The organism is Aeromonas enterica (assembly GCF_054052465.1).
Genome location: NZ_JBSTYL010000039.1, coordinates 1 through 25,560, shown reverse-complemented (window position 1 = coordinate 25,560; position 25,560 = coordinate 1). Strand labels below are relative to the sequence as shown.

General features: G+C 58.4%; 17 protein-coding genes. 11 read left to right on the top strand and 6 right to left on the bottom strand.

Features of this window, described 5'->3' with window-relative positions; genetic code table 11:
• Positions 1 to 156: 156 nt before the first annotated feature.
• The 3 genes from ACW5XD_RS22815 to ACW5XD_RS22805 all read right to left on the bottom strand — a co-directional run bounded on the left by ACW5XD_RS22815 (position 157) and on the right by ACW5XD_RS22805 (position 4,706).
• Positions 157 to 798 (bottom strand): energy-coupling factor ABC transporter permease, encoded by a 642-nt coding sequence (locus ACW5XD_RS22815; protein ID WP_456496868.1) that lies wholly within the window; start codon positions 796 to 798, stop codon positions 157 to 159.
• A gap of 96 nt (positions 799 to 894) precedes the next feature.
• Positions 895 to 1,701, bottom strand: a complete 807-nt coding sequence (gene pflA, locus ACW5XD_RS22810) for a pyruvate formate lyase 1-activating protein (protein WP_456496867.1) — start codon at positions 1,699 to 1,701, stop codon at positions 895 to 897.
• 65 nt (positions 1,702 to 1,766) lie between these two features.
• A complete protein-coding gene (locus tag ACW5XD_RS22805; protein WP_456496866.1) occupies positions 1,767 to 4,706 on the bottom strand; it encodes a sensor domain-containing phosphodiesterase in 2,940 nt (979 codons plus the stop codon).
• Positions 4,707 to 4,840: 134 nt separating this feature from the next.
• Here ACW5XD_RS22805 and ACW5XD_RS22800 point away from each other — a divergent pair, with 134 nt between their 5' ends.
• The 3 genes from ACW5XD_RS22800 (at position 4,841) to pbpC (ending at position 13,944) form a co-directional block, all read left to right on the top strand.
• Complete coding sequence (locus ACW5XD_RS22800; protein ID WP_456496865.1) at positions 4,841 to 6,511, top strand: FAD-dependent oxidoreductase; 1,671 nt, start codon at positions 4,841 to 4,843, stop codon at positions 6,509 to 6,511.
• Positions 6,512 to 6,680: 169 nt separating this feature from the next.
• Complete coding sequence (locus tag ACW5XD_RS22795) at positions 6,681 to 11,570, top strand: alpha-2-macroglobulin family protein (protein WP_456496864.1); 4,890 nt, start codon at positions 6,681 to 6,683, stop codon at positions 11,568 to 11,570.
• Between the two features lie 52 nt (positions 11,571 to 11,622).
• Positions 11,623 to 13,944 (top strand): penicillin-binding protein 1C, encoded by a 2,322-nt coding sequence (gene pbpC, locus ACW5XD_RS22790; RefSeq protein WP_456496869.1) that lies wholly within the window; start codon positions 11,623 to 11,625, stop codon positions 13,942 to 13,944.
• A gap of 114 nt (positions 13,945 to 14,058) precedes the next feature.
• On the opposite strand, the gene ACW5XD_RS22785 is transcribed toward pbpC, so the two are convergent.
• Positions 14,059 to 15,018, bottom strand: a complete 960-nt coding sequence (locus ACW5XD_RS22785) for a hypothetical protein (protein ID WP_456496863.1) — start codon at positions 15,016 to 15,018, stop codon at positions 14,059 to 14,061.
• Positions 15,019 to 15,195: 177 nt separating this feature from the next.
• On the opposite strand from ACW5XD_RS22785, the gene thiI reads away from it, so the two are divergent.
• Positions 15,196 to 16,644: a tRNA uracil 4-sulfurtransferase ThiI gene (gene thiI / locus ACW5XD_RS22780; RefSeq protein WP_456496862.1), complete on the top strand. Its 1,449-nt coding sequence runs from the start codon at positions 15,196 to 15,198 to the stop codon at positions 16,642 to 16,644.
• Between the two features lie 85 nt (positions 16,645 to 16,729).
• Here thiI and ACW5XD_RS22775 read toward each other — a convergent pair whose 3' ends face one another.
• Positions 16,730 to 17,122: a hypothetical protein gene (locus ACW5XD_RS22775; RefSeq protein WP_456496861.1), complete on the bottom strand. Its 393-nt coding sequence runs from the start codon at positions 17,120 to 17,122 to the stop codon at positions 16,730 to 16,732.
• Between the two features lie 104 nt (positions 17,123 to 17,226).
• Positions 17,227 to 17,859, bottom strand: coding sequence for a trimeric intracellular cation channel family protein (locus ACW5XD_RS22770; protein ID WP_042865810.1), 633 nt, complete (start codon positions 17,857 to 17,859; stop codon positions 17,227 to 17,229).
• A 421-nt stretch (positions 17,860 to 18,280) separates the two neighbouring features.
• Between ACW5XD_RS22770 and flaA the strand changes: the two genes are divergently transcribed.
• The 7 genes from flaA (at position 18,281) to ACW5XD_RS22735 (ending at position 25,422) form a co-directional block, all read left to right on the top strand.
• Positions 18,281 to 19,189 carry a flagellin A gene (flaA, locus tag ACW5XD_RS22765; protein ID WP_456496860.1) on the top strand — a complete coding sequence of 303 codons (909 nt, stop codon included), beginning with the start codon at positions 18,281 to 18,283 and terminating at the stop codon, positions 19,187 to 19,189.
• 579 nt (positions 19,190 to 19,768) lie between these two features.
• Complete coding sequence (gene flaB / locus ACW5XD_RS22760; RefSeq protein ID WP_456496859.1) at positions 19,769 to 20,674, top strand: flagellin B; 906 nt, start codon at positions 19,769 to 19,771, stop codon at positions 20,672 to 20,674.
• 38 nt (positions 20,675 to 20,712) lie between these two features.
• Entirely contained in the window at positions 20,713 to 21,153 is a 441-nt protein-coding gene (locus tag ACW5XD_RS22755) for a flagellar protein FlaG (protein WP_456496858.1), read from the top strand.
• A 26-nt stretch (positions 21,154 to 21,179) separates the two neighbouring features.
• Positions 21,180 to 22,583, top strand: coding sequence for a flagellar filament capping protein FliD (gene fliD / locus ACW5XD_RS22750; RefSeq protein WP_456496857.1), 1,404 nt, complete (start codon positions 21,180 to 21,182; stop codon positions 22,581 to 22,583).
• A gap of 25 nt (positions 22,584 to 22,608) precedes the next feature.
• Positions 22,609 to 23,031, top strand: coding sequence for a flagellar export chaperone FliS (gene fliS / locus ACW5XD_RS22745; protein WP_456496856.1), 423 nt, complete (start codon positions 22,609 to 22,611; stop codon positions 23,029 to 23,031).
• Positions 23,028 to 23,327 carry a hypothetical protein gene (locus tag ACW5XD_RS22740; RefSeq protein ID WP_456496855.1) on the top strand — a complete coding sequence of 100 codons (300 nt, stop codon included), beginning with the start codon at positions 23,028 to 23,030 and terminating at the stop codon, positions 23,325 to 23,327. The genes fliS and ACW5XD_RS22740 overlap by 4 nt, the downstream gene beginning before the upstream one ends.
• Before the next feature lie 7 nt (positions 23,328 to 23,334).
• Entirely contained in the window at positions 23,335 to 25,422 is a 2,088-nt protein-coding gene (locus ACW5XD_RS22735) for a motility associated factor glycosyltransferase family protein (RefSeq protein WP_456496854.1), read from the top strand.
• Positions 25,423 to 25,560 lie beyond the last annotated feature (138 nt).

The following is a 25,560-nucleotide window of genomic DNA, read 5'->3' as shown; positions in this document are numbered from 1 at the left end:
TGGGGAAAGAGGGACAACAGGTGTTGAAAGGCAGGGGTATCCATGATGGTAGACCTCAAGGAGATGGCCTACTTCAAGATTAGCCTTTCAATACGTAATTGGGACAGAGCCTAAAAAAGCCCGTCATCGAGACGGGCTTTTTGTGGTTCAAGCCGTTCAGCGGCCCAAGTATTCCCTATCGAAGAAGGTATTGACCCAGTGGGGGTGGTAGACGGCGAGCAGTGTCATGGTCATGCCGTTAAGCAGGGCTTCGGGGAAAAGCAGCAGCGGCCAGATGGAGAGATAGTCGGCGCTGATGGTGTGCCATGGATAGGTACCGCTCATGCCCATCAGCAGGGCGCTGGCGATCACTTTGACCGAAATGCTGAGAGCTCCACCGAGAAAGGCGACCACGAACAGATAGACGAACAGGTGGCGGGGCATCCAGGCCCAGCTGGCCAGAAACAGCAACCAACTGGTGGCCACGGGCAGAGCGACACCGATCAGCGCCTGCCAGCCGATGTCGGCGAGCTTGATGACATCGAAGTAACCGAGCACCAGCAGTGTCAGGCAGGGGGCAAGCAAGGCGAGACGCCATCCCAGCAGCAGGGTCAGGCTGGTGAGGCCGAGAAAGTGCACGTCCAGCCCCTCGTGCAGGCCGGCACGCAAGGTCCAGAGCGGCACCAGCGCTATGGCGCCGCCAAGGCAGAGGTGCTGATAGAGTGGTTGGGCAAGCAGGGTTCGCAGCAGCCTGCCGCGCAGGCTGAATAGAAGCAGCAATAGCCAGAGCAGGAGGGCTGCGGCTTGTCCTTCACTCATGGCATGTCCTTGTCATGTGATGGCGTACTGAGCGAGCAGGGGTGACGGATAAAATAACAAGGGCTGGCGTATTCCCTGCCAGCCCTGCTTTAACAATCAGTATTTGACGAGCTTGTGATACTTGCTGAGGATGCCCTGAACCCGGTCCATGGTCTCCTTGCTGGGGGGCTTGATCCCGGTCAGATCATAGTTCTCGCCCAGTACGTCCCACTTGTGCTTGCCCAGCTCGTGGTAGGGCAGCAGCTCCACTTTCTCGACGCAATCACCCAGCTCGGCGATGAACTGCCCCAGCCCTTCGGCGCTCTCGTCATCGTCTGACCAGGTTGGCACCACCACGTAGCGGATCCACATGGTCTTGCCCTTGGCAGCCAGATAGCGGGCGAACTCCAGAGTGTATTTGTTGCTGACATGGGTGAGCGGTATGTGCTTTTCGTCATTGATCTGTTTGATGTCGAGCAGCACCAGATCCGTGTTGTCGAGCACCTTGTCGAGCTGTTCGTCGTAGTGACGCACGAAGCCGTTGGTATCGAGACAGGTGTGTATGCCTTTCTCCTTGCAGGCGGCGAACAGTTCGGCGATGAAGTTTTGTTGCAACATGGCTTCACCACCCGAGGCGGTCACGCCACCGCCGGAGGCATTCATGAAGTGGCGATAGCTGGTGATGTCGCTCATCAACTCCGGCACCGTCACTTCACGGCCACCCTGGGTGTCCCAGGTGTCCCGGTTGTGGCAGTACTTGCAGCGCATCAGGCAGCCTTGCATGAATACGATAAACCGTATGCCGGGACCATCGACAGTGCCGCAGGTTTCAACGGAATGGATCCGGCCAACGACCCCGGACGTGCTGGTTTCAGCGGTCGTACCGCTGGTTTCGACAGCAGGGATCCGATTAATGACAGACATAGACAACTCCAACGATTCGAGCAGGTCGTGATTTTATTACATAAAGCCCTATAAATCCTACATGTTTAGCCCGGCCGGGGCGAACTCAGCAGGCTTTCCAGGGCCCTGACAGTGAGTGGTCGACTGGTCAGGAAGCCTTGATAATGCTGGCATCCCAGCGTTTTGAGGATGGCGAGCTGCTCCTCATCCTCCACCCCTTCGGCGGTCACGGTAAAGCGGAAAACCTTGGCCAAATCCAGGATCGCCTTGACGATGGCCTTGTCCTGTTCGCTGTGTACCAGAGTCTGAATGAAGCTTCTGTCGAGTTTCACCTCGTCCGCCGGCAGATCCCGCAGGTAGGCGAGTGACGAGTAGCCGGTACCGAAATCGTCGATGGAAATGAGGATGCCGAGTTCCTTGAGTTGCCGCATTCTGGCGATGCTCTCCAGCCGGTTTTCCAGCACCACGGATTCGGTGACCTCCAGCAGCAGGCGGGAAGGGGGGACGCCGGTGTCGCGCAATATGTACTCCACCTGCTGCACGAATCCCACTGTGTGAAACTGGCGGGCGCTGACGTTGACCGACAGATGAGGAATGGCGAGCCCGCGGTTGAGCCAGAAGCTGTACTGGGCACAGGCGGTCTTCATTACCCAGTAACCAATGTCCTGGATGAGGCTGGTCTCCTCGGCGATGGGGATGAACTCCGCTGGCGGCACCATGGTGCCGTCGCTGCGCTGCCAGCGCAGCAGTGCCTCGATCCCTGACAGTGCACCGTTGTCCACCCGGTATTGCGGCTGGTAGTGGAGTTGCAACTCATGGTGGCGCAAGGCATCGCGCAGCTGGTTGTTGAGGGCCAGTTTGCTTTTCTCTTTGTCTGCCATGGCTTCGCTGAAGAACACGTAGTTGCCCTGGCCGGCGCGCTTGGCCATGTGAGTGGCGGTATCGGCCTGCTGCATCAGCGTCAGATGATCCTGGTCCTCGTTGGAGAAGAGGCTGATCCCCACGGAGGCGCTGCAGTGCAGCTTGTGATCTTCTATGTCGAACGGGGTGCGAAACAGCCCCATCAGCTCGCGGGCGAAGTGTTCGGCCAGGATCTTGGCGGTGACATAGCCCTGACCCAGGGCGGTAAACAGCAGGGCGAACTCGTCCCCCGAGATGCGGGCCAGCACCAGGTTGTCCTGGGGCAACCCCTTGAGCCGCTCCACCACGGCTTGCAGCAGCAGATCGCCGCAGGCGTGGCCGAGGGAGTCGTTGATCGATTTGAAGTTGTCCAGATCCACCAGCAACAGGGCGCCCCACTGGCCACTGGGCGCCTGCAGGGTGCGCTGCATGATGTCGTTGAGGCTGCGCCGGTTGTAGAGGCCGCACAGATCGTCGTAATAGGCGAGCTGTTCAATGTGGCGTGCCGCCTCTTTCTCCTTGCTGATGTCGTAGAAGCTGCAGACGTAGTGGCTGAGCTCGCCTTGCTCATCCTTGACACCGCTCACCATCAGCCGCACCGGGAAGAGATGGCCATCCTGGTGCAGGCAGCGCTCTTCGCCCATCCAGAACTCCTGCGCATTCACCGCCCGTCTGACATCCTCTTTCAGGTGATCGCCGTAATAGGTGGGCCTCAGCCTGACGATATGCTGGCCGATCATCGCATCATCGCCGAAGCCGGTGATGCGACCGAAGGAGCGGTTGACCTTGAGGATGATCCCCTTGTGATCCATCACCAGCAGACCGTCGTGGGTGTTGAAGGCTACTTCCGCCAGGCGCAGGGCGTCGTCAGCGGCGAGCCGCTGCAGCTCGATGGCGGCACGCTCGTGCTGGCTGCTGAGGGCATCGAGCAGGGGCATGGGATCTGCCAGCGGCTCGTCGAGCAACAGGGTGAGCTGGCCCATGGGGGAGCCGCTCGGCCCGTGCAGCGGAATGCCGACATAGGCCCGGGCGTTGAGGGCCAGCAACTGGGTGGCCTGGGGATAGCGCAGGGACAGATTTTCCACATAGACAGCCTGACCGTGCTGGAACAGCTCCTGGCCTGGACCTGGATCCATCTGGATGGGCTTGAGGATGGAGAAGGTCTCGCCGTCCAGCACGCAGCGCGGGATCATCCACAGCTCTTGGCCGCGAGGCTGGTACTCGCCGATCCAGCCGATGCGCGCGCCGCTGACACTCATGCCCCAGCGCACCAGAGCGCGGCAATAGGCGATGCCGGTCAGCAGGGTCAACTCGGTTGGCAGGGCCAGCACTGGGGTGATCAGGGGCTCGGGTTCCGGTTGCCAGTGGCCGAGCAGCTGGGCGCTGTGACGCACCAGTTGCAACATCTCCTCGCTGAGGGGGGTGGCGTTGAGGTACTCGAGGCTCAGCACGCCGATGAGCTTTTCCTGCTCCAGCAATGCGCCGTCGAGACGCGAGTTCACACCGGCATTGGCCAAGTAGTAGTGCTGGCTCAGCATGGGCTGGTGCGCGGCTTCGGAAAAACTCAAAGACTTGCGGTTGCGCAGGGCGCGTATGTAGCGACTGTCGCCCCGAATAGCCGAGAGCCCCTCGGCGCCGAGGGCAAAGACAGGGGTCAGCTGCTCGCTGCCGAGCGAGCCGTTGGCCTGATAGTGCCAAAGAATGAGGCGATCGGCGCCCAGGCTCTCCTTGAGGGCCTCCAGCATGGCCGCAAACTGCTGCTGGCTGGCCATCTGGCTCAGGCGTGGCAGTTGCAACGCCAGATCGGCGATGGGCTCCTGACGCAGGGTCTGCAGGCAGATGAGCCAGAAGGCATCCTGCTCGTGGGAGAGGGCTATGTGCCACTGCTGGCCGGCGAAACGCAGCACCAGCTTGCCACCCAGGCCGCTGGCAAGGGCTTGTTCTATGGGCAGGCGCAGGGCATCGGGCAACTGGGCGGGCCAGGCACTTCTCGGTTCATCCAGCCAGTAGAGCGGGGTTTGCATCACATCGGTCAGGGCGACCAGCCGTTGACTGCGCACATCCAGACGAAAGAACAGAGGGCTCTGGCTGGCAGGGGGAAGGTGACTGAGCGCGGTAGACGACATGAACTGGCTGCATCCTGTTGAACAACTGTCGGGTGGCAAGAATACTGCAAAATTGGCGCAAACAAAATTTCATTGAAATCTAAATTAGAAAATACTAATTTAATGGCAATCTGTTGTTAACCGGAGTCTTGCTGATGAAACGGATCCTGATTGTAGGCGGTGTAGCGGGTGGTGCCTCTGCAGCGGCCCGAGCCCGCCGCCTGAGCGAAACGGCCGAGATTGTGATGTTCGAGCGGGGCGAGTTTGTCAGCTTCGCCAACTGCGGCCTGCCTTATCATATCGGTGGCGACATTCAGGACCGTTCGGCCCTGCTGCTGCAGACGCCGCAGAGCTTCAAGCGCCGTTTCAATGTGGATGTGCGGGTCTTCCACGATGTGATCGACATCGACATGGCCGGCAAGACACTCTTGGTGCGCAATCTGCTCACCGGTGAAGAGCGGCGCGAATCTTATGACGTGTTGTTGCTGAGCCCGGGGGCGGCGCCCATTCGACCGCCTTTCCCCGGCATCGACAGCCCGGGTGTGCATACCCTGCGCAACATTCCCGACATGGACCGCATACTGGCGACCCTTCAACGCGATAATCCGCACCACGTCACTGTAGTGGGGGGCGGCTTCATCGGGCTGGAGATGATGGAGGCACTGCACCAGCGCAAGCTGGATGTCACCCTGCTGGAGCTCTCCGATCAGGCGATGGCACCGGTGGACAGAGAGATGGCCAACATGCTCCATGCCCGCATCCGCGAAGAGGGGATCGACCTGCGGCTGCGTACCGGCCTCTCTGCCATCGAGCGCCTGGACGGGCCGCCGGAGCAACCGGCCAGCACCGGCTTGCGGCTGACCCTGAGTGACGGCACCCGGCTCGACACCGGCCTGCTGATCCTGGCTATCGGCGTCAAGCCCGAAACCCTGCTCGCCGCCAAGGCGGGGCTTGAGCTGGGGCCGCGCGGCGGCATCAAGGTGGATGCCGGCATGCGCACCTCGGATCCCTTCGTCTATGCGGTGGGGGACGCGGTGGAAGAGATCGATTTCGTCACCGGCGAGTCCGTGCTGATCCCGCTGGCGGGCCCGGCCAACCGGCAGGGGCGCATCGCCGCCGACAACATGCTGGGCCGGGCTGAAACCTACAAGAAGACTCAGGGCACCGCCATCTGCAAGCTGTTCGACCTGGCGGTGGCCAGCACGGGTCTCAACGAGAAACGGTTGCTGCAGCTGGGGTTGCCGTTCGAGAAGGCCTATGTGCATCCGGGCAGTCACGCCGGTTACTACCCGGGCGCCCACCCGGTCAGCCTCAAGCTGCTGTTTGCCCCCGATGGCAAGATCTACGGCGCCCAGGCCATCGGCAAGGACGGGGTCGACAAGCGCATCGACGTGCTGGCGGTGGCCCAGCGCGCCGGGCTCAGCGTGTTTGATCTGCAGGATCTGGAGCTCACCTATGCGCCGCCGTTCGGCTCGGCCAAGGATGTGATCAACATGGCGGGTTTCGTGGCGAGCAACCACTTGAAGGGGGATACCCTGCTCTGCCACGCCGCCGAGGTGCAGGCCCGTCATCCTCATCAACAGGTGCTGGATGTGCGCAATGGCCCCGAGCTCGACAAGCTGGGTCGCATCCCGGGTGCCCTGCACATCCCTCTCGATGAACTGCGCGGCCGGCTGGATGAACTGCCCAGGGATAAAGAGCTGCTCATCAGTTGTCAGGTGGGTTTGCGCGGTCACGTGGCCTGCCGCCTGCTCAGCCAGCACGGCTTCAAGGTGAAGAACCTCTCCGGCGGCTTTAAAACCTGGCAGATGGCGGTGATGGAATAAGGGCCTCACCGACACGCAAAACGCCGACCCCAGGGTCGGCGTTTTGCTGTCTGTCTGGCGGAAATCTGTGCCCGACATTTTGCAATGAGTTTTGTGTCAAGCGAGTCGGATGTCTTATCCTGTTGCCTATCGCGCTGCTGTGGCAGCGATCCAATCCGGGATGGAACCTATGCACCTCTTTGACTCTCGTCCATTTTCCCGTTGCTCTGCTCATGGAGTGCTCTCTCTGAATCATCGCCGCTGGCCTGCTCTGCTGCTGTCGGGGCTCACTGCTCTGCTGCTGGCTGGCTGTGGCCCCGACAAGCCCGAGACCAGGGCCCCGAGCACAGAACCGGCTGCACAGCAGGAGACTGGAGCACCTGACTCTGTGGTGCAGGCCAATGCCCGCCAATATAGAGACGCCCCGGCGCTGGCGCTGGTCTTCTCAGGCCCGTTGGTGCCGAGGGCGAACTGGCAGAGCTGGCTGGTGGTGAATGAGGGGGGCAAGCAGGTGCAGGGGGAGTGGATCCTGGCCGAGGATGGCCGCACCCTCTACTTCCCGCAGGTCGCGCCCGACAAAAGCTACGAGGTGACCCTCAAATCGGGCCTGGGCCCGGATCCACAGCGCTGGACCCTCAAGACCCGGCCGTTGGAGGCGGGGGCCTCGTTTACCGCCAGCGGCATGGTGTTGCCGTTGCGCCAGGAGCTGCGCCTGCCCATCAGCGCGGTGAATGTGGATGAGGTCAATATCGACTTCTTCCGGGTCGATGCCGAGTATCTGCCACGCTTTTTGGCCGAGTACAGACCTGGCGCCGGCATGGGCAACTGGGAGCTCGAACAGATCACCAGCCGTGCCAAACGGGTGTTCAGCGGCCGCTATGCGCTGGAACTCGATGCCAACCGGCGCGAGGCCCGCCTCATTAACGTCAAGGAGCCGCAGCTGGCCGAGGCTGGTGTCTACTTCGCCGTCATGTCCCCCCTTGGCAACTACGACTGGCGCAAGGAGACCACCTATTTCGCGGTGAGTGACATGGGGCTCAGTGCCCGCCGTTACCGGGATCAGCTGGAGGTATTTGTCAGCTCGCTGGCGAGTGCGGATCCCCTCAAGGAGGTGCAGTTCTCCCTGCTCGACGAGAAGGGCAACCGGCTGCAGGTGCAGACCAGTGATCCTCAGGGCCATCGCCGCTTCGACCAGGTACAGGGCGCTCGCCTGCTGCTGGCAGAGCAGGGCAAGCATCTGGCTGTGTTGCGCCTCGATGGCGCCGCGCTGGATCTCGCCGCCTTCGATCTCGGCACCCAGCCCTGGCAGGCTCAGCAGCTCTATCTGTTCAGCGGACGCGATCTTTATCGCCCCGGCGAGCGGCTCGACAGCGAGATCCTGCTCAAGGGGCAGGATGGCCAACTGCTGCCCGGCATGGCGGTGGAGCTGGAGGTGAAACAGCCGGACGGCCAGCTGCTCGAACAGAAGCGGCTGCTGCCGGATAGCTTGGGGGCCGCCCACTACGGCCTGCGCCTGCCGGATGACGCGCCGCTCGGGCGTTGGACCATCAACCTGAAAACTGCCGCCGGCAGCCGCTTCGAATGGCCTTTCCTGGTGGAGGAGTTCCTGCCGGAGCGGCTCAAGCTGCAACTTGGCAAGGGACCGGATGGTGAATTGTTGGCCCTGCAAGAGGCGCTCACCCTGCCGTTGCAGGGGGATTATCTCTACGGCGCACCGGCGAGCGCCACCAAGGCGAAGGCGGAGGTGAAAATCAGCCGCGCCACCATGCCCTTTACCCAGTGGCAGGCGTTCACCCTGGGGGACGTGCTGCTCGCCGAGCAGGCCAAAGAGCCGGAGCCCCTCAATATCACTCTGAATGAACAGGGACAGGGGACATTCTCGCTGGTGAATGAGCTTGATGGCGTGAGTGCCCTCGGGCCGCTGGAGGTGGCCTATCGGGTGTCGCTGTCCGAGCCCGGCGGTCGCGCCGTCAATCGCAGTCGCACCCAATACGGCTGGCCGGCGGGCAGCCAGTGGCCCGCCCTCAGAGCCGATTTCGTGGCGGACAGGGTGGAAGGGGGCAAACCGCTGCCCTTCCAGATCCTCAACCTCGATGAGCAAGGCCAACCGGTGGCGGGGACGGTGAAAGTGCGCCTTATCAACGAGTACCGCGACTACTACTGGCACTACGCCGATGGGGAGGGGTGGAAGTACGAGTTCAACAGCCAGCCCTATCTGGAGCAGGTGCAGACCCTGCAGCTGGATGGCAAGGGGCCGACCCCGCTCACGCTGCAACTGGCGGCGGGCTGGTATCGATTGGAAGTGGAGAACAGTCAGGGCCATCAATCCAGCCTGCGGGTCGAGATCGGCAGTTACGCCTGGGGCGGCGGTGGCGAGCAGGCGCGGCCTGACAAGATTGCCATCAGCCTCGACAAGCGCGCCTATCAGGCCGGCGACAAGGCAAAAGTGACTCTGGTTGCACCGCGTCCCGGCAAGGGGCTGCTGCTGGTGGAAGATGGCGATGGCCTGCGCTGGTGGCAGCGCATCGAGCTCAAGGGGGTTGGTAGCGACGCAAAAGAGGCACGCGGCGAGTTCGAGATCCCGGTCAGCCCGGAGTGGCAACGCCATGATCTGCATATCTCTGCCCAGATCGCCGCCCCTGACAGCGAGTCAAAGCCGGTGAGCCAAAAGAGTGTGCAGAGTCTGCGCTCGGTCGGCCTGGTACCACTCACTCTGGACAGAGAAGCCCGCCGTATGCCGCTCAGCCTGAGTGCGCCGGACAAGGCGGTGCCGCTCACCCGGCTCGAGGTAACCGCCACCTCCACCCCCAACAGTCAGGGGCGGGTGGTATTGGCGGCGGTGGATCGGGGCGTGCTCAATATCAGCGATTACCAGCCCCTCTCCCCGTTCGAGATCTTCTTTGGTCGCAAGCGCTTCGCCCAGGATCTGTTCGACAACTACGGTCAGGTGATACCGCCGCAGGATGGCAAGCTGGCCCGCCTCAACTACGGCGGCGATGCCCCGGCGCTGAAGAAGGGCGGTGCACTGGAGAGCCGGGTCGAGATCGCCGCGCTCTGGAGCGGTGAGGTGAGTTTTGACGAGAGTGGCAAGGCGGTGATCCCGCTCGATCTGCCCAACTTCAATGGTGAGCTGGCGCTGATGGCGCTGGCCTGGAACGCGCAGCAGGTGGGGGAGGCCGAGCGCGCCGTCAAGGTCGTGGCACCGCTGGTGGCCGAGATTGGCTGGCCGCGCTTTGGGGCCAGCGGGGATGAGACCCGTGCCCTGATGCAGCTGCGCAACATGAGCGGTGAGGATCAGAGCCTGTCGCTGGTCTGGACCCTGACCGGCCGCTTGCAGGCGGGCGGCGAATTGCCCGAGACGCTGACGCTTAAAAACGGCGAGGAGCAGTGGCTGACCCTGCCGCTCACAGTGACCGGGGCGAGCGGGGTGGCGAGTCTGCATCTGGCTGCCAGCGGCAAGGGGTTTGCGATAAGCCGCGACTGGTCGCTGCCGCTGCGCTCACCCTGGCCTGCCCAGACGCGCCAGCGCTACCAGATGCTGACCCCTGGTCAGCAGATGAGTTTTGCCCAGAGCGAACTGGCCGGGCTGGATCCCGCCAATCTGCAGGGGCTGCTCAGCCTCTCGGGTACGCCCCCTTGGGATCCGGCTGCCCAGTGGCAGGCGCTGGCCGATTACCCCTACGCCTGTCTGGAGCAGACTCTGTCCCGCGCCTGGCCTTACTTGCTGACCACGGCGGATGAGCGTGCGGCCTGGTCCAAACCTGTGCAGGGGAGCAAGCCGGTGAGCGAGGCGGATGTCCAGCGCACCCTGCTGCAACGGCTGCAACGGTTGCAACTGCCGAGCGGCGGCTTTGGCCTGTGGGACGGTCGCTCCGACGAGGAGCAGTGGCTCACCGCCTATGCGGCCGACTACCTGCTGACCCGCAAGGAGGCCGGTGACGCCGTGCCCGAGGCCATGTTGAGTCAGGCCCTCAATCGCCTGCAGAGCTACCTCACCGACAGTCAGTACGGCGAGCGCTGGAGCAGTGCCCCCGAGCATAGCCGCTTGGCCTATCAGGCCTACAGCGCCTATGTGCTGGCACGGGTCGGCAAGGCACCGCTCGCCACCCTGCGTCTCATCTGGGAGCAGCAGGCGGATCACGCCCGCTCCGGTCTGCCGCTGCTCCACCTCTCCCTAGCCCTCTCGGCCATGGGGGATGAGCAGAATGCCGCCAAGGCCCTGGCTCGGGCATTGGCGACCGAGCGCGGTGAGGATTATCTGGGGGATTACGGCTCACCGTTGCGCGATGAAGCCCTCGAGCTATCTCTGCTCCGTCAGCACAGGCTGGCTGAGGACCGCTGGCCTGCGCTCAGCGCCAGGGTGGCTGACACTCTGGCCCATCGCCAGTGGCTCAGCACTCAGGAGCGGCTGGCCCTGTTGCGACTCGCCCGCTTCGACCCGGCCGCCGACTGGCAGGCCAAGGTAGTGTCAATCAATGGCGATCATCCCGTTGCCGGTAAAAACAGCCTGCAGATCGGCGCCCCCGAGGCCCTGGCGGCCACTGCCGTTACCAACGAGGGCAAGGGCTCTCTGTATGTGCAGCGCACCCTGGTCGGCTACCCGGAACAGGCGCCTGCGCGTATCAGCCAGGGCATGAGCGTGACCCGCAGCTGGTTCAATGCCGATGGTAAGCCGCTCGATCCCGCCAAGGTCAAGGTGGGCGATTTGGTGGTGGTGCGGCTCAATGTGAGCAGCGAGCAGACGGTGCCCGACGCCCTGCTGGTGGAGATGCTGCCGGCGGGCTTCGAGCTGGAAAACCCGGCCCTTGGCACCAGCCTCAAGCTCGAGGAGCTCAGCATAGAGGGCAAACCGGCGTGGCAGAGCGAGTGGAACGACTACCTCAAACATCAGGAGTTTCGTGACGATCGTTACACGGCGGCGCTGGATCTGAGCGAGGGAGGCAATCAGCAGCTGGTCTACCTGATGCGGGCCGTGACCCCGGGTCGTTATCAGGTGCCGCCAACCCAGGTGGAGGATATGTACCGGCCGGAGCTGCGGGCGGTCGGGCAGGATATTCACGAGGTGATCATCTCTGAGTAATGTTCCTTCCCTTGAGCGGGCCCGCCCGCTCACCCGCTGGCAGCGCGGCTGGCTGAGGCTGGGTCACAGTGGCCGCGTTTGCCGTGCTTGGCTTGGCCGCTTGCCACGCTGGCTGCGCTTTTCGGTGCTGGGGGCTGTCACCCTGGCCCTGTCGCTACTGGCGCTGGATCGCGCCTTCCCGCCGCCACCACTGGATCCCGCTTTCGCGCGGGTGGTGCTCGACATCAAGGGGCGGCCGCTGCGGGCCTTCGCCGATACCAGCGGGGTGTGGCGTTATCCCGTGACCCTGGAGCAGGTCTCTCCCCGTTATATAGAAGCGCTGTTGGGCTACGAGGATCGCTATTTTTGGCGCCATCCCGGGGTCAACCCGGTGGCCATGGTGCGTGGGATATGGCAATGGCTGCGCTATGGGCGGGCTGTTTCGGGGGGCTCGACCCTCACCATGCAGGTGGCCCGCCTCATCGAGCCCTATCACAGGAGCGTGCCCGGCAAGCTGCGCCAGATGGGGCGGGCGCTGCAACTGGAGTGGCACTACGACAAACGCACCCTGCTTACCGTCTACCTCAACCGGGCGCCGTTTGGCGGTAACCTCGAAGGGGTGCAGGCAGCCAGCTTTGCCTATCTGGGCAAGAGTGCGGCCAAACTCACTCATGCCGAGGCCGCCTTGTTGGCGGTGCTGCCACAGGCACCCAGCCGTTATCGGCCGGACAGGCATCCGGATCGCGCCCGCGACGCCCGTGACAAGGTAATGCAGCGCTTGGTGCAGCAAGGGGATTGGCCAGAGGCCGTGTGGCGCGAGGGGCGCATTGAGCCCGTGCTGGTGCGCGGCCACTTCACCCCCATGGAGGCGCCGCTGTTTGCCCGCCTCGCCGCCGACAGCCAACCGGGGGCGCTGGTGCACACCACCATAGACGGGGATCTGCAGCGCTGGTTGGAGGCGCGGGTGGAGAGCTATATCCGCCGTTTCCCGGAGCAGACTTCCGCCGCCCTGCTGTTGGTGGACAACAGAACCATGGCGGTGCGCGCCTACGTGGGCAGCGCCGAATATGGCAATCTGCGCCGCCACGGCTACCTCGACATGGTGCAGGCGATCCGCTCCCCCGGCTCCACCCTCAAGCCCTTCATCTATGGTCTGGCCATGGACGAGGGGCTGGTTCACTCCGCCTCCCTGCTCTCCGATGCCCCCAGGTTGGGATCTGACTATCGACCCGCCAACTTTACCGGTGCCTTTCAGGGGCCGGTAACCCTCACTCAGGCGTTGCAGCAATCCCTCAACGTGCCGGCGCTGCAGGTGCTGGAGGCGCTAGGGCCGGACAAGTTGGTCAGTCGGCTCGACAACGCCGGGGTCAGGCTGGCGCTGTCGGACAAACCCAATCCAGCCATTGCGCTCGGGGCGGCGGGCATTCGGCTGGAGCAGCTGGTGGCGCTTTACAGTGCGTTGACCCGCGAGGGGCAGGTGGCGATGCCGGTCTGGCTGGCGGGACAAAAGGCGGTCTCGCGCCCCTTGCTGAGTCCGGGAGCCGCCTGGATCATCTGGCAGATCCTGAGTGCGCAGGGGCGGGCGGATCAGCCCTTTGCCAGCGAGGCGACCGGCCGGGTCAATCGACTCGCTTGGAAGACGGGCACCAGCTATGGCTACCGGGACAGCTGGGCGCTGGGGGTCTCCGGCCGCTGGACCCTCGGCGTCTGGCTGGGGCGACCGGATGGCACCCCCTTGCCCGGTTTTTATGGCCAGAGTGCGGCCGTGCCGCTGCTGCTTTCGGTCTACTCGCGGCTGGCCGACAACAGCCCCTTGCCGGCGCAACCCAATACGGTGAGCGAGAGCGGGATCTGCTGGCCGCTCGGGCGGCGGGTGAGCGCCACCCAGCCAGAGGCCTGCCTGCAACAACAGCGTGCCTGGCTGCTGGATGAGCGGGATCCCCCCACCTTGCCCGATCCCATGGACTGGCCCTCACCGCTGCGCCAGGTTGCGCTGACCGATCAGGAAGTCCCCACCCTGGCGCGCTGCAGTGATGCGACCCACTCACGCTGGCGAGCGCTCTGGCCGCTCTCGCTGGAACCCTGGCGGGCACCTGGCGAGCGCCGGCAGGCGCTGCTGGCAAGCGGTTGTGCGGAGGAGGGGCAGAGTGCCGATCTGCAGGCACCCATTCGCATCGTGGCGCTGGGGGAGGGGAATCTTATCCGCAGCCAGCGCTATCGCCTGCAACCCAGGGTACTGGGTGGCGTGGGCAAGCCGTTCTGGTTTCTCAACGGCCAGCGGCTGCGCTGGGACGGGGATCAGGTACTGAGTGAGGCAGGGCGCTACCAGCTGGTGGTGGTGGATGAGGCAGGCAACAGCGACAGAGTCGAATTTCGGCTGGAAAACCCCTCCTGAGGAGATTTCTGATCCGCACCGACCGGGCGCCAAAATATTGACGGCGCCTCATGCCACCAAGACGGGATCAGGCTGTGAGCTGATCCCGTTGGACCATATTGGCGGCCGGCGGGCTCAGGGTTTGACTTGCCCCAGCCGGGTGAAGAAGTGCTGGCTCTTGCGCTGGTGGAAATGACTCTTCTTGATGGGATGGAAGATGAGGCTGCTCTTGGGATGGCTCGCTTTGAGCTGGTGGATCATTGCCATGGCGGGCAGGCCTGTGCTGACCAGGGTGGTGAGCGGCAGGCTGTGAGTCTCTGGTCCCAGCAGCTGATTGAGCCCCTGTTGTGCCCGTTCGAAACGGGTCAGGGCCGCCGGGTCGGCGTAACCACTGCAGAGCATGGTGAGCAGGGTATCGAGGGCCTGATGAAACTCGGCCAGTTGCTGGCGAAAGCCGCTGCGGGCGCGCAGGGCAATCAGCTCGGCAAACGGGATCTCGCTCAGGTGAGTGGGCACTTGCAATGGTATCTCGAGGTGGAAGCAATCCTGGCCGCCCCGGTTGTGGTAGCGGGATTCGAGCAGGTGCAGCAGCCGGTCCAGATAGTCGTGATCCGTGATGAGCGCACCCTCATTGGCGAGTGCCCACTCACGGGCGAGGCGCATGGAGAGCAGATTGGCAAAGCGCCGTGCCATCTTGATCCCCCCCTCATCCGACGTGGCAAAGCCGTGAGTCAGGCAAAAGCCGTGCAGCCGCTCGAGACCGGCCTGGGTCGGGCAGAAGCAGTCGTGGTTGGCGCCTTGGCGCCAGCGAGTGATCAGCTCCTTGTTGCCAAAGACCTTGTGGCGAGTGAAGTCCGGAGCGATGAGGCCGCCGAGCTGGCTCTCCAGCTGCGGGGTGATGTCTGCAAAGAAGCCAGGATCGGGCCGCTCTGCCAGCAGATCGGTCTGCTCTTCCAGGGTATGGAGCAAGTCGGTGAGGCCGCTCTTTTCACTGACGGTAAAGACGAAGGCGAGTCGCTCCAGATAGAGCAGGGCAAACTTGAGCCAGAGCTCGTCGCGTACCTCCATGCCGGGGTAGTAGATATAGGTCTTCATCGGATCAGTCTGTTGTCAGGGGGTTGCCAAGGTGCAGGCTTGGGAATATACGCAAGATTGCCGCCGCGTCGCAAACCTTGCGTGGGGGAATGTGAGCAAACGCGCATCCAGTAGGCGCTGGCCAGAAAGTTCTGATATAATTCGCGCCCTTAAATCAAGGCCACCCGAGTCAAAATCATGAAGTTCATTATCAAGCTGTTCCCGGAAATCACCATCAAGAGCAAGTCAGTTCGCCAGCGCTTCACCAAGATGTTGCAGGGCAACATTCGCAACGTGTTGCGCCGCTTCGACGAAGACGCCCGCGTACGGATGGATTGGGACAAGCTGGTAGTGAGCTCCCGCAACGATCAGTTTCATGCCCAGTATCTGGAGACGCTAAGCTGTATTCCTGGTATCCAGTATTTCCTCGAAGTGAAGCTGAGCAACTTCACCGACCTGCACGACATCTTCGAGCAGACCCGCGCCGTTTGGGGCGATCGTCTGAAAGGCAAGACCTTCTGCGTGCGTGCCCGCCGCGTTGGCAAGCACGACTTCAGCTCGCTGGAGCTGGAGCGTTATGTGGGCGGTGGCCTCAATCAGCATTGCGAAACCGCCGGTGTGCGTCTGAAGAAGCCCGATATCCAGGTCAATCTGGAAGTGGAAAATGACGAGCTCTACATCATCAGCGCCGTTCACCACGGCATGGGTGGCTTCCCCATGGCGACCCAGGAAGATGTGCTGAGCCTGCTCTCCGGCGGCTTCGACTCGGGCGTGGCCTCCTACCAGTTCATCAAGCGCGGTTGCCGGGTGCACTACTGCTTCTTCAATCTCGGCGGCGCCGCCCACGAGATCGGTGTCAAGCAGGTGGCCTACTACCTGTGGAACAAGTTTGGTGCCTCTCACAAGGTGCGCTTCACCGCCATCGACTTTGAACCCGTGGTGGCCGAGATCCTCGAGAAGATCGACAACGGCCAGATGGGCGTGGTGCTCAAGCGAATGATGATGCGTGCCGCCGGTCAGGTGGCCGACTACTTCCAGATCCCGGCGCTGGTGACGGGCGAGTGCGTGGGCCAGGTCTCCAGTCAGACCCTTACCAACCTCAATGTCATCGATCGGGTGACCGACAAGGTGATCCTGCGCCCGCTCATCACCTGGGACAAGCCGGACATCATCAGCGAAGCCCGCCGCATTGGCACTCTGGAGTTTGCCGAGACCATGCCGGAGTATTGCGGCGTCATCTCCAAGAAGCCGACCATCAAGGCTGTGCTGTCCAACATAGAGGCGGAAGAGGCCAACTTTGACTTCGCCATCCTGGACAAGGTTGTCTCCGAGGCCCGTTACCTCGACATCCGCCGCATCGGTGAAGAGACAGCCGCCGAGGTACAGGAGGTGGAGACCACGCAAGTGCTGGCCGCCGATGAGGTGATCCTGGATATCCGCTCCAGTGATGAGCGCGACGAGAAGCCGCTGGTGGTGGAAGGGCGCGAGGTGCAGCACCTTCCCTTCTTCAAGCTGGCCACCGCCTTTGGCGATCTGCCAAAAGAGAAGACCTACCTGCTCTACTGCGATCGCGGTGTGATGAGCAAGCTGCAGGCGCTCTATCTGAAAGAGAAGGGCTTTGACAATGTGAAGGTGTACCGCCCGTAACGGCATGCGCTTTCCATAAAAAAATCCGGCCAATGTGCCGGATTTTTTTATTTCACGCTGATTGCATCCTGACGTCGTGCGCGGCTCAGGGACAGGGGACGGGTGTAAAGGTCGATTGCCCCTGACAGCGCCAGCCCATTTCGGCTTGCCGCATCTGCCACAGGTTGTTGCTGCGAAACAGGGTCAGGATGTAGATCATGTCGCTCTTGTTGCCATCGAGGGCCACCGAGAGCACCAGATCGTTGTCCAGCTGTTGTGCCTGGATACGACTGGGTATGTCGCTGTGGCCGACGAAACGCAGCGCCACTTCACGATAATCATTGACCCAGGTTTGCTGGGCAGTGCTTGCCTGGCGGATCTGCTGGTTGAACTGCTGTACCGGGGTAGAAGCCAGTCGTCCGAACAGTACCTGTGCATCGGCTTGCGCCGTTGCCGCATTCATCAGTAACAAGGAAGTGATGAGCCCAAGTTTTTGCATGAGGGATTCCGGCTTACAACGACTGGATCCTATGACAACAGAAAAGCCTGCTTGGTTCAACGTAACGAGGCCGGGAGTGCGACATGGCGCCCCCGGCCTGGATATCAATGGCGTTGCAACGAGAAGGTGGGCAGTGACAGGTGCCAGTAGATGGCGGCAACCCGCAAACCGAACACGGCCGTCATGCAGATGAGCATGGCGGTGACCCTGTCCATATTGACCTCAAGCGCCAGAGTATAGAGGATGCCTCCCAGGATGCAGGCGGTGGCATAGATCTCCTTTTGCAGCACCATGGGCACCTCCCGGGCCAGCACATCGCGGATCATGCCACCAGCCACCCCTGTCATGGTCCCCATGATCACGGCAATCAGGCCGGGGGAACCAAAGTTGAGGGCCTTCTGGGTGCCGATCACGGTGAAGAGGGCTAACCCGAAGGCATCCGCTACCGGCAGCACATACCAAGGCATGCGACGGGGCAGCTTGACCATCCACATCCCGATCAGCGCCGTGGCGATGACGACCCAGATATAGAGGGGATCGCGCACCCAGAACACAGGGGTGGCCCCCAGGATCATGTCACGTATGGTGCCGCCACCAATGGCGGTGACGGCTGCCAGCACCATGACGCCGAAACCATCCATTCTGAGCCGCCCCGCAACCAGCACGCCCGAAAACGCGAATACCGCAGTACCAAACATGTCGCTGATGTAAACAATCTGCTCAACCAGTGTCTGCATGGAGAACAACTCACGTCCAATTGTTGATGGGGCCGCGATTTTAGGGGCTGGGCCTGTATCTGACCAATAGCTGCCTGCAAAAGTGGGAGCCAGACCAAGTTTTTGCAGGCGGGATGCGGGCTGAGCAGAGGAGAAGTGGCTGCTGGCCTGGGGCGGGAGCCGAAGCTGGCAAGGGGGTATGGCTTCTCATGGTCCTCCGTCTGTGCCTGCATCCTGCTGATAAGGGGCGCTTTTTGAATTTTTCCCTTAAGTCCTGCGAGAATGTGCCGATAAATAGGGTAAGCGGCGTTAATGCGATGAAGCGTTAAAAATAATGCTAAAGACATCGAAAAAGAGGCCGTTAAATAAGACGCATCGGACATGAAAGACAATAAAGTTCGAGCAAATTAGATAGTAAATTTAATAGCTTAGGAGAATGGTCATGGGTCTTTATATCAATACTAACGTTTCATCGCTTAACGCTCAGCGTAACCTGATGAACACCAACAAATCTCTGGATACATCCTACACCCGTCTGGCATCCGGTCTGCGCATCAACAGCGCGAAGGACGATGCAGCCGGTTTGCAGATTTCCAACCGTTTGACCTCCCAGATAAATGGTCTGGATCAGGGCAACCGCAACGCCAACGACGGGATCTCCGTCGCCCAGACTGCTGAAGGCGCCATGGATGAAATCACCTCCATGCTGCAACGGATGCGTACTCTGGCACAACAGTCCGCCAACGGCTCCAACAACACCGATGACCGTACCGCGCTGCAGCAAGAATATACTCAACTGATAACTGAAATAGACCGAGTAGCTCAAGATACCACTTTTGGTGGGCAGAATCTGCTTGCTGGTTCATACGAAGGAACCTTCCAAGTCGGTGCGGATGCAGGACAGACAATTACCTTCAAGATGACAACTGCGTTCAGTATCAATGGCATAGCAACAGCAACCAGCGGCAGCGCGACAGTTGCTTCTACTGCTACAGCCGATAAATATAGCGTGACGAAAACTGCTACTGCCGCAACAACCACTAGCGTGAGCAGTATAAAGACCGCGAGTGGGGCCCAATTGGCCATGGCTAACTTGGATTTTATGATCAAGGTGGTGGATAGTAAGCGTGCCGAGCTGGGTGCGGTACAAAACCGGTTCGACTCGACTATTCGCAACCAGGCGAACGTGTCCGAGAACGTTAATGCTGCCCGCTCACGAATCCGTGATGCAGATTTTGCGACTGAAACAGCCAATATGACCAAACAGAACATTCTGCAACAGGCGGCATCTACCATACTGTCTCAGGCGAATCAGCGTCCTCAGTCTGCTCTCTCGCTGTTGCAGGGCTAACGAAAGAAAACAGGGCGGTTGTTCAGGCCGCCCTGGTCAAGAGATGGAACAAAGGGGTGTTCGGGTTTGCACTCTGTTCGATCGGGAGAGAATCACTTCTCTATTAGTAATGCCAAGTGTTGTCCAGCTGTTCAGTTCTGCCACTCTTGGTCGTATTCTCCTGAGCGTATGCTCATTTTAGGCCGGATTTTCCGGCCTCTTTTTATTGTGCCGTCAAACTGACGTCACTCGTCCATACCCAAGCACTAACCGTGCCAAAGCTAACTTATTCTATGTTCACGTCGTCGCTGTGTCCGGCGCCACATGGCGAGTCTTCCGATGTCTGTGATTTGCCGCCAGCCGGATAAAACTTGCCGCCTTCGGCAATTATTTTCCTAAAGCTTGTGTCCATTCGGCCGTTAAATAAAGTGAAGCAATCGAGGGGTGTTCGGAATCCAACGCTTGCACTACTGCGGGTGACCTGTTCGTTCAAACAGACACCCGCCAGAAGACACGGGATTGTTCAACCTGTTCTTCTAACGGTGGGACGTCGCTTTGGCGGCGCAACCTGCAGTCGCATGTTCTTCGGGAGAATATTTTATGGCCATGTACATCAACACGAATACTTCATCACTGAACGCCCAGCGTAACCTGATGAACACCAACAAGTCCTTGGATACGTCCTATACCAGACTGGCCTCCGGTCTGCGTATCAACACTGCCAAGGATGATGCAGCCGGTCTGCAGATCTCCAACCGTTTGACCTCACAGATCAACGGCCTGGATCAAGGTAACCGCAACGCCAACGATGGTATCTCTGTCGCTCAAACGGCAGAAGGTGCAATGGATGAAGTCACCAGCATGTTGCAACGCATGCGCACGCTGGCACAGCAATCAGCCAACGGCTCCAACAACACTGACGACCGTACGGCGCTGCAACAAGAATACGATCAGTTGATAACAGAAATAGATCGTATTTCTGAAGACACCTCTTTTGGTGGGCAGAAGTTGCTGGATGGTAACTATAAGGGAACCTTCCAAGTCGGGGCGGATGCAGGTCAAACAATTTCTTTTAAGATGACATCTGCATTCAGTATCAAGGGCATAGCAACAGCAACCAGCGGCAGCGCGACAGTTGCTTCTACTGCTACAGCCGATAAATATAGCGTGTCGAAAACTACTACTGCAGCAACAACCACTAGCGTGAGCAGTATAAAGACCGCGAGCGGGGCCCAATTGGCTATGGCCAACTTGGACTTTATGATTAAGGCGGTAGACAGCAAGCGAGCCGAGTTGGGTGCGGTGCAGAACCGCTTTGACTCCACCATTCGCAACCAGTCCAACGTCTCTGAAAACCTGAGTGCGGCACGCTCTCGTATTCGTGATGCGGACTTTGCGACTGAAACAGCCAATATGACCAAGCAGAATATTCTGCAACAAGCGGCTTCCAGCATCCTGGCACAAGCCAACCAAAGACCGCAATCTGCACTGTCCCTGCTGGGTTAACAGGCAAGCAGTGATGAGATAGAAAGAGGAGCGACGTTATGGCCAATGAAATTGGAATCCCGTCATCGGTCACTCCTTCTTCTCTTCAGCCAAGTAGCAAGAGCGGCCAAGCGGCCGCTCAAGTGCTATCTGGCATGCCAGAAGAGCAGCGGGTGACAGCACAGGATGTAAAGAAGAAACAAGAGGGATCAGCTGGAGAAAAAACAGGCAAACAGGATATGCCTGAGGCTGATATTGAAAATGAGGTCCAAAAATTGCAAGAGTTTAGCAAGTTGCAAGGATGGACGGTTAATTTCAGTGTCGAAAAAGATCTGGATCAGGTCGTCATCAAGGTCGTGGATGCTGAAACCAAGTCAATGATTCGGCAGATCCCGAGTGAAGAGTTGTTAGCTATCAGCAAACGGATCAAGGAGCTACGCGAAGGGGGTGTTGCGGATAGTGCATCGCGTGTCGGGCTGCTGCTTGATAACGAGACCTGATACACAAAATTACGAGGAGAGTGAGTATGACCACCATTACGTCTGCAGGTGCTGGATCAGGACTCGATTTGGAGAAAATCATTGCTGCCAGCGTTGATGCCAAGCAAGCACAGTTGATGCAACCAATCACGACCAAGAAAACCAACACTCAGATCACTCTCTCCGGGGTTGGGCAGCTGAAATCTGCTATTGCCTCCTTCGTGACCACGCTCAAGGCGATGTCCAAGGATGATGCCTTCAACAAGCGGGCCATCTCTATCACCCAGGACAAGGATAATCCTGTGCTCAAGATAGAGAGCAAAGCGAGTGCTTCCAACGGACAGTATGACATTACCGTCGAAAAATTGGCGAAGACCAGCAAGTTTGAAGGTGTGTTCGACAAATCCACCGACCCTCTTATTACCCAGGATGGCGTCCTGACCTTCAAGGCCGGTGATAAGACCTTTGATGTGGATGTCAAGGCGGGGGATACGCTGCAATCCATTCGCAAGCGTATCAATAATGACGGTGACAACTTCGGTCTTAGCGTCAATATCATGAACACGTCCGATGGCAAGTCCAAACTTGTCATCGACTCTGGTATCAGTGGAGCTGGCAAGGATCTGCAGATTACCGGCAATACCACTGAGCTGACCGATAACCTTGTCTCCAAGTTGACTCAAAAACAAGCTGCACAAGATGCCCAGATCAAGGTTGACGGCAGCACGTTGACCAGTGCGACCAATACATTCGATGGCACCATTGCCGGACTCAAACTCACAGTGTTGAAAGAGTCAGACAGTACCACTACGACAGCCGCAGACGGGACTGTGACCACTACCTACAAGTCGAACAAGGTTGACGTGACCACCGACAAGGGCGGAATCAAGGACATGGTCAAAAGCTTCATCGATGGTTATAACGCCTTGGTGAAGAAGAGTAGTGACCTTGGCAAACGCAACTCGATTGTGGCAGGAGTCAGTCAAAATGATGGCGGTGCTTTGGCTGGTGATGCCACGACACGCGCCGTGGTCAACATGATGAGTGGTGCGATCACCGAGCCTTCCAATAACTCTTCCACTTTTTCGACCATCTTCCAGTTGGGTGTCAAGATGGACAACAAAGGAGTGCTTTCCCTCGATAGTGAAAAATTTGATGAGGCGATCGACAAGAACTTCGACCAAGTTGTTGCCGTGTTTGGTGGCAAGGATGGTGTGGCAGGCAAGTTGGCCGGGCAGCTTGAAAGTTACTCAAAAACTGGCGGATTGCTTGCCAAACGTGAAGAGAGCCTCAATTCAGATCTGCGTGAAGTGAATCGCAAGCAATCTGACGTAGCAGCTCAACTGACCAAGTATCAAGAGACCCTGCGTGCTCGCTACGGGAGTCTGGATACCATGTTGGCCAAGATGAACAAGTCGGCATCCTATTTGAATCTACTCAATACCAATTAATTTGTAGTCAGGAATGGTGCTTCATATGTATCGGAAAAATATCAAAGCCTATACCACTCATAGTCTGCAATCAGAGCTGGCTGTTGCCGACCCCTATCGTGTAATCCAACTACTGATGCAGGGCTGTCTTGAGCGTCTTGCTCAAGCCCGTGGTGCGATTGAGCGTCGTGATTTTGAGAACAAGTCCCAATCTATCTCCAAAACAATGGCCATTCTTAACGGGTTGCAGGATTCACTGGATCTCTCGTATGGCAAGGTGCCAGAGGATCTTTTTGCACTTTATGACTATATGAAAGCTCGCATGATGGATGCCAGCCGTGACATGGATATCACCGTTGTTGACGAGGTGATGACCCTGATGTTGACCGTAAAAAGCGGGTGGGATGCGATTCCTGTTGAAGAACGTGACAAGGCGCTAGCTCAGCAAAAAGTAGGTCGGCCGGAATGAGTGATACCACATTGTCCGCTTTGATGGCCCATGGTAGCCAGTTGTTACTGTTGCTGGAGAGAAATGATTTGTCGACAGCTGAGGTGCAAATGGATCACTATCTTGGTGCCTTGGATAGTGTATTCCAGATAATTCCCGTTGATAGTAGCCTTAATATTGATCAGCAACAGGCCCTGTTGCAATTTAAAATGATCCATGAGCTGGTTGCGAGCATGACCCATCTGGCAGAAGATGAATTGCGCCAATTTTCCAAGGCTGGTCGAGCAGCTGGCCTTTACAAGTTGAATACAGGTTAAATATCGAATGGACTTTAATAAAAACATCAAAGATGCTGAATATAAGCTTTCTCGTCTTGTAAGACAAAGAGAGCAGGAAGCAGCGATGCTGAAGGTACTGCCTGTTCGCCATGAGCTCAATATGGCTGCCTTTGAAAAATACATGCCGGGAATATATACATTTTTCAAAGACTATCAGCCTACCAGGCCCTTCCGATTTTTCTGCAATGACAATGGCATTCCAAATATTCTATGGCTAGATGATCAAGTTGCGCTGTATGGAGAGGACCCATTTGCCGAAGCACAAGCCCAGATAGCTGAGGTGATCGAGCATAGTGTGCTGCAATGTATCGATTTTGTACCTCAGTGGTATATGGAAGGGCAGATCCACATTGCTTACAACAATGCCATCTCTGGACTCAGAGATAAGGTCTCTCTCGAGGGCTTGCTGCTTGGCAAAGCACTGAATGCAGATATTCCCTTGTCATTCATGTACGGGATCGGTCTGGGTTATCAGCTGGGCTATCTGTATGAACAATGCAAGATCCGAAATCTGTTTGCCTTTGAACCAGATCTCGATATGTTCTACGCCTCTCTCTATTGCTTCGACTGGCACAAACTTCTCGGATATATGGAGCAGGAATCGCTCAGTCTGCATCTTTTTATTGGCGTCGACGAGCAACTTCTAGTAGCTGACATGATGGAAGCGCTTCACCGAAAGGGTGCATTCTGGTCGGCCAGTTATTTCTCATTTTGTCATTATCACTCACCAAAGTTGCATGCCCTGATCCACAAGGCCGAGAGTGAACTGTATTTGCTCAAGACTGGCTGGGGCTTTTTCGATGACAATATTTATGCGTTGGCTCATAGTCACAGTCACTTGCAGGATGGCACGCCATTTCTTAAGAGAGAGCGGGATACGTCACTGTCTGAACAGGTGCCGGTATTTGTGGTTGGCAATGGCCCTTCACTGGATCAGAGTATAAATTTCATTAGGCAGCATCAACAACAAGCCATCATCATTGCATGTGGCACAGCGGTCAGCGCCCTGTATAAGGCGGGTATCAAGCCTGATATATATGTGGCGGTAGAGCGCACCAAGAGTTCTGCAGACTTTCTGCGAATTCTCGACGCGGATGATTTTCTCAGAGATACCATTTTTCTCAGTGTTGATGTGATTCACCCTGAGTGCAAGGCATTTTTCCGCAAGACAGGTTTGACATTCAAACCCAATGAGCCGATGTTTGCCATGTTAATCAGCCGATTTGGCCAAGCTTTTGAATATGAGGCCATTGAATTTTCCAACCCGTTTGTGGGGAATACCGGACTCAACTATGCAGCCTTGCTGGGTTTCAAGCAGGTTTATCTATTTGGCATCGATAATGGTTACAAATCTGCTGGCAAACATCACTCCAGTCTGAGCCTTTATTATAACGACAAGAAAGAAGCAAAATATAATGAGGATCTGAAAGACACTTTTCCTGCACCGGGTAATTTTGGTGAGGAAGTGCGCATCAATCATCTGTTTGGATTGGCCGTCCATAACATGACGCGGGTACTGAAAGATCATCCAGATATGCGTTGCCTGAACTGCAGCGATGGTGCCTATATTGAAGGCGCCATACCTCAGCGTATCGAGTCTCTTGAAGTAAGCAGCCCTGAACTTGATAAAACCGGCCTGCTTGATGATCTGATGGCACGCTGTTTCCAGCCTTTTGATATGACCAGCATCGATTTCAACGCTGCGCTCAATGTACCGTTGTTTGAAGAGTTGGTGGAGAAGTTCCGTACCGACTGGCAAACCGTCAGATACGAGCACAACGAAATATTGGCCATGATGCAGCGTCATCATGACTATCTGCTTTATTTACTGATGAGCCGCGACTGTCATCTTTACCGTGTCTTGATTGGCTCTATGAACTACTTCTATGCCAATATCATTGGTTTGATGATGACGTTGCTTGATGCTACTCCTGACAAGTTCGAAGCAAAGATAACAGAGGCCGAGACCATACTCGAACGGTTCTTCGATGATACGAAAGCGATCTATGCTGATGCCTTCCAACGACATGACTCCGCCTACTTCATAGGACTGGATGTTTTCAAGCATAATTGATCGATGGATCATACCCCTTTGGGATATTTATCATCAAGCTGTACCAAATAAAAAAGGCTATGTCCCAATTACGTGTTGCATGGGGTGCCCCAGCGCCTCATGCAAACACGCTTTGATATTTACTCCCCTTCCGTAACG

Bases quoted from the DNA above. Each gene is read 5' to 3' on its own strand.
- ACW5XD_RS22770 (WP_042865810.1), bottom strand. From the start codon at position 17,859: ATGCAGACACTGGTTGAGCAGATTGTTTACATCAGCGACATGTTTGGT.
- ACW5XD_RS22740 (WP_456496855.1), top strand. From the start codon at position 23,028: ATGAGTGATACCACATTGTCCGCTTTGATGGCCCATGGTAGCCAGTTG.
- flaB (WP_456496859.1), top strand. From the start codon at position 19,769: ATGGCCATGTACATCAACACGAATACTTCATCACTGAACGCCCAGCGT.
- ACW5XD_RS22815 (WP_456496868.1), bottom strand. From the start codon at position 798: ATGAGTGAAGGACAAGCCGCAGCCCTCCTGCTCTGGCTATTGCTGCTT.
- ACW5XD_RS22755 (WP_456496858.1), top strand. From the start codon at position 20,713: ATGGCCAATGAAATTGGAATCCCGTCATCGGTCACTCCTTCTTCTCTT.
- ACW5XD_RS22775 (WP_456496861.1), bottom strand. From the start codon at position 17,122: ATGCAAAAACTTGGGCTCATCACTTCCTTGTTACTGATGAATGCGGCA.
- fliD (WP_456496857.1), top strand. From the start codon at position 21,180: ATGACCACCATTACGTCTGCAGGTGCTGGATCAGGACTCGATTTGGAG.
- fliS (WP_456496856.1), top strand. From the start codon at position 22,609: ATGTATCGGAAAAATATCAAAGCCTATACCACTCATAGTCTGCAATCA.
- ACW5XD_RS22735 (WP_456496854.1), top strand. From the start codon at position 23,335: ATGGACTTTAATAAAAACATCAAAGATGCTGAATATAAGCTTTCTCGT.
- pflA (WP_456496867.1), bottom strand. From the start codon at position 1,701: ATGTCTGTCATTAATCGGATCCCTGCTGTCGAAACCAGCGGTACGACC.
- ACW5XD_RS22805 (WP_456496866.1), bottom strand. From the start codon at position 4,706: ATGTCGTCTACCGCGCTCAGTCACCTTCCCCCTGCCAGCCAGAGCCCT.
- ACW5XD_RS22800 (WP_456496865.1), top strand. From the start codon at position 4,841: ATGAAACGGATCCTGATTGTAGGCGGTGTAGCGGGTGGTGCCTCTGCA.
- ACW5XD_RS22785 (WP_456496863.1), bottom strand. From the start codon at position 15,018: ATGAAGACCTATATCTACTACCCCGGCATGGAGGTACGCGACGAGCTC.
- thiI (WP_456496862.1), top strand. From the start codon at position 15,196: ATGAAGTTCATTATCAAGCTGTTCCCGGAAATCACCATCAAGAGCAAG.
- ACW5XD_RS22795 (WP_456496864.1), top strand. From the start codon at position 6,681: ATGCACCTCTTTGACTCTCGTCCATTTTCCCGTTGCTCTGCTCATGGA.
- flaA (WP_456496860.1), top strand. From the start codon at position 18,281: ATGGGTCTTTATATCAATACTAACGTTTCATCGCTTAACGCTCAGCGT.